Source organism: Frisingicoccus sp., from assembly GCA_016298055.1.
Lineage (GTDB): Bacteria > Bacillota > Clostridia > Lachnospirales > Lachnospiraceae > Frisingicoccus.
The window spans coordinates 1-4,676 of the sequence record JAEDDO010000143.1 but is presented as its reverse complement, the minus strand read 5'-3'; the positions used below and the strand labels follow the sequence as shown (position 1 = coordinate 4,676).

At 41.4% G+C, this 4,676-nt stretch carries 5 protein-coding genes; 4 read left to right on the top strand and 1 reads right to left on the bottom strand.

The genetic code is table 11. From position 1 onward, the window contains the following. Positions 1–74: 74 nt before the first annotated feature. Complete coding sequence (locus tag QZZ35_RS09280) at positions 75–230, top strand: SEL1-like repeat protein (protein WP_291237143.1); 156 nt, start codon at positions 75–77, stop codon at positions 228–230. Positions 231–300: 70 nt separating this feature from the next. On the opposite strand, the gene QZZ35_RS09275 is transcribed toward QZZ35_RS09280, so the two are convergent. After that, positions 301–1,212 (bottom strand): S8 family peptidase, encoded by a 912-nt coding sequence (locus QZZ35_RS09275; protein WP_291237142.1) that lies wholly within the window; start codon positions 1,210–1,212, stop codon positions 301–303. A 133-nt stretch (positions 1,213–1,345) separates the two neighbouring features. On the opposite strand from QZZ35_RS09275, the gene QZZ35_RS09270 reads away from it, so the two are divergent. The 3 genes from QZZ35_RS09270 to QZZ35_RS09260 form a co-directional block, all read left to right on the top strand. Continuing rightward, the gene (locus QZZ35_RS09270) at positions 1,346–2,554 is read left to right on the top strand and encodes an NADP-dependent isocitrate dehydrogenase (RefSeq protein WP_291237141.1); all 1,209 of its coding nucleotides are present in this window, start codon (positions 1,346–1,348) and stop codon (positions 2,552–2,554) included. A 183-nt stretch (positions 2,555–2,737) separates the two neighbouring features. Next, a complete protein-coding gene (locus tag QZZ35_RS09265; RefSeq protein WP_291237140.1) occupies positions 2,738–4,132 on the top strand; it encodes a 2-isopropylmalate synthase in 1,395 nt (464 codons plus the stop codon). Positions 4,133–4,143: 11 nt separating this feature from the next. Then, positions 4,144–4,676: GntR family transcriptional regulator (locus QZZ35_RS09260; protein WP_291237139.1), on the top strand; the 533-nt coding region annotated here is incomplete at its 3' end.

Below are 4,676 nucleotides of genomic sequence, written 5' to 3'. Positions count from 1 at the left end.
AGAGGATATATGGATGACCTAAAAGAAAATACAGATGACAGAATTGTTACTTCTCAGCGGAACACGGCTGTGGTCTGGCATGTTTTTATCTTGGAAATATGTATCTGTTTGGATGCGGCTGTGAATCTGATGAAGATAAAGCTTTTCTCTATTATCGTCGGGCAGCGGAAATGGGAATATATGAAGCGAAGGTTATGATGTGGGAAGCAGAAAAGCTCTATGATGAATAGGTGACTACGAGACAGATTCATAGCCACCTAAGATGCGTATTGTACCTTCAAAAGAATATAAAGAAGATGTCTATAAATCTGTACCGTGACCACCCAGAAGTGCTTCAACATTTAAGAGACCATAGCCCTGCTGTGTGCGCGGAAGATGAAGATCCGTTGCTGTGGACTGAAGAAGCCGCTTGATTTCTTCATTTGACTTATCAGGATATTTACTGAGCAGCATGGCTGCGGCTCCGGATACGATCGGTGTGGCCATAGATGTTCCGCTTCTTGAGGTGTAACCGGAGGGACTGCAGGATATAATATCGGAACCCGGGGCGACAATATCCGGTTTTAAAATCATACGCCTCGTCGGCCCCCTGCCTGAATAATTGTGAATGCGTGCGCCTCCTAAAAAGATGGCCTTGTAATCATCGGAGGAGCCGACGGTAATGACTTTACGGCTGATTCCCGGAGAAGTGACGGACATACGTTTTGGACCATTATTTCCTGCCGCTACGACAACAGTGATCCCGTTATCCCAGGCAGCATTGACACTTTGGACAAGTATGGATTTTTCTTCATCAATTTCTGTGTTTTCAGATCCTACCGAGATGTTTAAAATACGGATATTATAAGCCCGGCGATATTTAATCACCCAGCGTATGGCTTCAAGAATATGATTGATTGAGCCGTTTCCGGCCGAATCCAATATTTTACCGACGATCAGATGCGATTCGGGTGCCATGCCCCGATAAAGTCCGCGGGACTGATGACCATTTCCCGCTATAATGCCGCACACATGGGTTCCATGACCGTTATCATCATAACAATCCGGATAATGATGAATAAAATCTTTAAAGGCGGCAATCCGGTTTGAAGGTATAATAAAATCCTCATGAGGATAGATACCGGTATCCAATACGGCGATGCCTATGGATTTTCCTGTAAATGCCTCAGCGTAAGATGTGTCGGCATGAATAATTTTTCGTGCTTGATGCATAGAATCGCCTGTTTTTTTATATATTATATGTTCGAATTCTATGAAAATTGATTGTCTGGAAAAATATTCTTGCATAATTCGGAAACTTATTATATTATGAGCTTTAGAACATCAAGTCAGGAGGAAGCAGCATATGGATAAAATTAAAATGACAACACCACTTGTAGAGATGGATGGCGACGAAATGACAAGAATTCTCTGGAAGATGATTAAAGACGAATTATTGGAGCCATTTATCGAATTAAATACAGAATATTATGATTTAGGACTCGAATATCGTAATGAGACAAATGATCAGGTAACAGTAGATTCTGCTGAAGCAACAAAAAAATATGGCGTTGCTGTAAAATGTGCCACAATTACACCAAATGCGGCACGTATGGACGAATATAATCTGAAAGAGATGTGGAAGAGCCCGAACGGAACAATCCGTGCGATTTTAGACGGAACCGTTTTCCGTGCACCGATTCTTGTAAAGGGTATTGAACCAAACGTAAAGACCTGGACAAAACCGATCACTCTGGCACGTCACGCTTATGGTGATGTATATAAAAACACAGAGATGAAGATTCCGGGACCTGGAAAGGTTGAGCTCGTGTACACAGCGGCAGACGGCACTGAGGTGAGAGAACTTGTTCATGAATATGACGGCCCGGGAATCGCACAGGGTATTCACAATACAGAAAAATCCATCCGAAGCTTTGCCCACAGCTGTTTTAAATATGCTTTAGATACAAAACAGGATTTATGGTTTGCCACAAAAGATACAATCTCCAAAAAATATGACCACACATTTAAAGATATTTTCCAGGAGATTTATGATGCAGAATATGCAAAAGCTTTTGAAGAAGCCGGTCTGGAATATTTCTACACATTAATCGATGATGCGGTAGCCCGCGTTATGAAGTCTGAAGGCGGATATATCTGGGCATGTAAGAACTATGACGGGGACGTTATGAGTGATATGGTATCCTCCGCATTTGGTTCCCTTGCCATGATGACATCTGTTCTTGTTTCACCGGAAGGCTATTACGAATATGAAGCTGCACATGGTACTGTTCAGAGACATTATTACAAACACCTTGCAGGTGAAGAGACATCCACAAACTCTGTTGCAACAATTTTTGCATGGACAGGCGCTCTCAGAAAACGCGGTGAGATGGATGGTAATAACGAATTGATGACATTTGCGGATAAACTTGAAGCAGCAACCATTCAGACAATTGAGTCCGGCAAGATGACAAAAGACCTTGTTCTTTTGACAACACTTGAGAATGTAACAGCTTTATCCAGTGAAGGATTTATTAAAGCAATTCGTGAGAATCTTGAAGCAATGCTCTAAATGACTTTTAAAATACATATAAACATAGAAACCCTTTGTCAAAATCAATGAGGATTTTGTACAAGGGGTTTTTGTATTTTAGAGTATTGACAAAAAATGTATAATTGTATACAATTATACATAAACGTTAACACATTGAACAACTAAAGCAACTAGAATGATAAAGAAACGGGAGTGTGAACTATGGACAATCGTAATGTGGTTATTAATCCACACAATAATCTGCTGGCTCTGGAGGAACATTTTTATGCGCTGCAGGATGTGGCTGAACCAAATGTTTTCCGTAATCTTTTCCCATATGAGGAAGTGCCGAAGATTGTATTCAACCAGCGAGTTGTGCCGATTAATATGCCGGAGGAAATCTGGATTACAGATACGACATTCAGAGATGGACAGCAATCAAGAGCACCTTATTCCACTGAACAGATTGTGACTTTATTTGATTATATGCACCGCTTAAGCGGTCCGAAAGGCATTATCCGCCAGAGTGAATTTTTCCTTTACAGTGAAAAAGACCGTAATGCCGTATATAAATGTATGGAACGGGGATATGAATTCCCGGAGATCACTTCCTGGATCCGTGCAAATAAGAAAGATTTTCAACTCGTAAAAGATATGGGGATCAAAGAAACAGGTATTCTTGTCAGCTGCTCAGATTATCATATTTTTTATAAAATGAAGATGACACGTAAACAGGCTATGGAGCATTATCTGAGTGTTGTCCGTGAGTGTCTTGAGACGGGTGTACGTCCGCGTTGTCATCTGGAAGATATTACACGTTCAGATATTTACGGATTTGTTATTCCCTTCTGTCTTGAGCTTCAGAAACTGGGTGAGAGTTATGGTATCCCGATCAAGATCCGTGCCTGCGACACAATGGGATACGGTGTAAACTTTACGGGTGCCGCAATTCCGAGATCTGTTCCCGGAATCATTTACGGTCTGAATGTTCATGCAGGTGTGCCATCCAGCATGATCGAATGGCATGGACATAATGATTTTTATAAAGCTGTTGTCAATTCATCAACCGCATGGCTCTATGGTGCCAGCGGTGTCAACTGTTCACTTTTCGGTATTGGTGAACGAACAGGAAATACACCGCTTGAAGCGATGGTATTTGAATATGCTCAGCTTCGGGGTACACTGGACGGTATGGATACAACAGTCATCACAGAGATGGCAGAGTACTACGAGAAGGAGATCGGTTATAAACTTCCTTCAAGAACACCATTTGTCGGCAAGAACTTCAACGTGACCCGTGCCGGTATTCATGCAGACGGTCTGTTAAAGAATGAAGAAATTTATAATATTTTTGATACAGAGAAGTTTTTAAATCGTCCGGTCATGGTTGCAGTTTCCAATACTTCCGGACTGGCAGGCATTGCTCACTGGATCAATACCTATTTCCATTTAAAGGGTGACCAGTGTGTGACAAAATCTGATCCGATCATCAGCTATGTGAAAGACTGGGTAGATCAGGAGTACGAGAGTGGACGTGTGACATCTCTTACGGATGAAGAACTTTTAAAAGTCATCGACGAAGCATGTAAAGCATGCAACTATACTATCGGGGCTTAGGAGGCCATTTTATGGTAAAAAATGAATATTCGCTGACGGAAATGGTATATCATAATCTTCGTTCGGATATTCTGTCGGGAACATTTAAAGATCATGAAGAATTAAAAGAAAATACACTGGCGAAGATTTATGGTGTGAGCCGGACGCCTGTGAGAGAGGCGATTCGCCAGCTGGCATTGGAAGGACTGGTGGATACAGTCCCGAATAAAGGCGCTTTTGTCCATAACATTCACGAAAAGGATGTCAAAGATGTTTACGCTATGCGTTCATTGCTTGAAGGTCTTGCCGCACGGTGGGCTGTAGAGAATATTACAAAAGAACAGATTGAAGAGATGGAAGAAGTCCTTTATATGTCCGAATACTACCGCAAAAAAGAACTTTGGGAACAGGTGTACATATGTGATAATAAATTTCATCATCTTATGTACGAAGCCTCCGGAAGCCATTTTCTCGAACATATGCTCCAGATGTTTCATGAATATGTTCAGCAGGTACGTAAATATGCACTTAAAGATGAAAATCGTGCAAAAAAATCCTTTGAAGA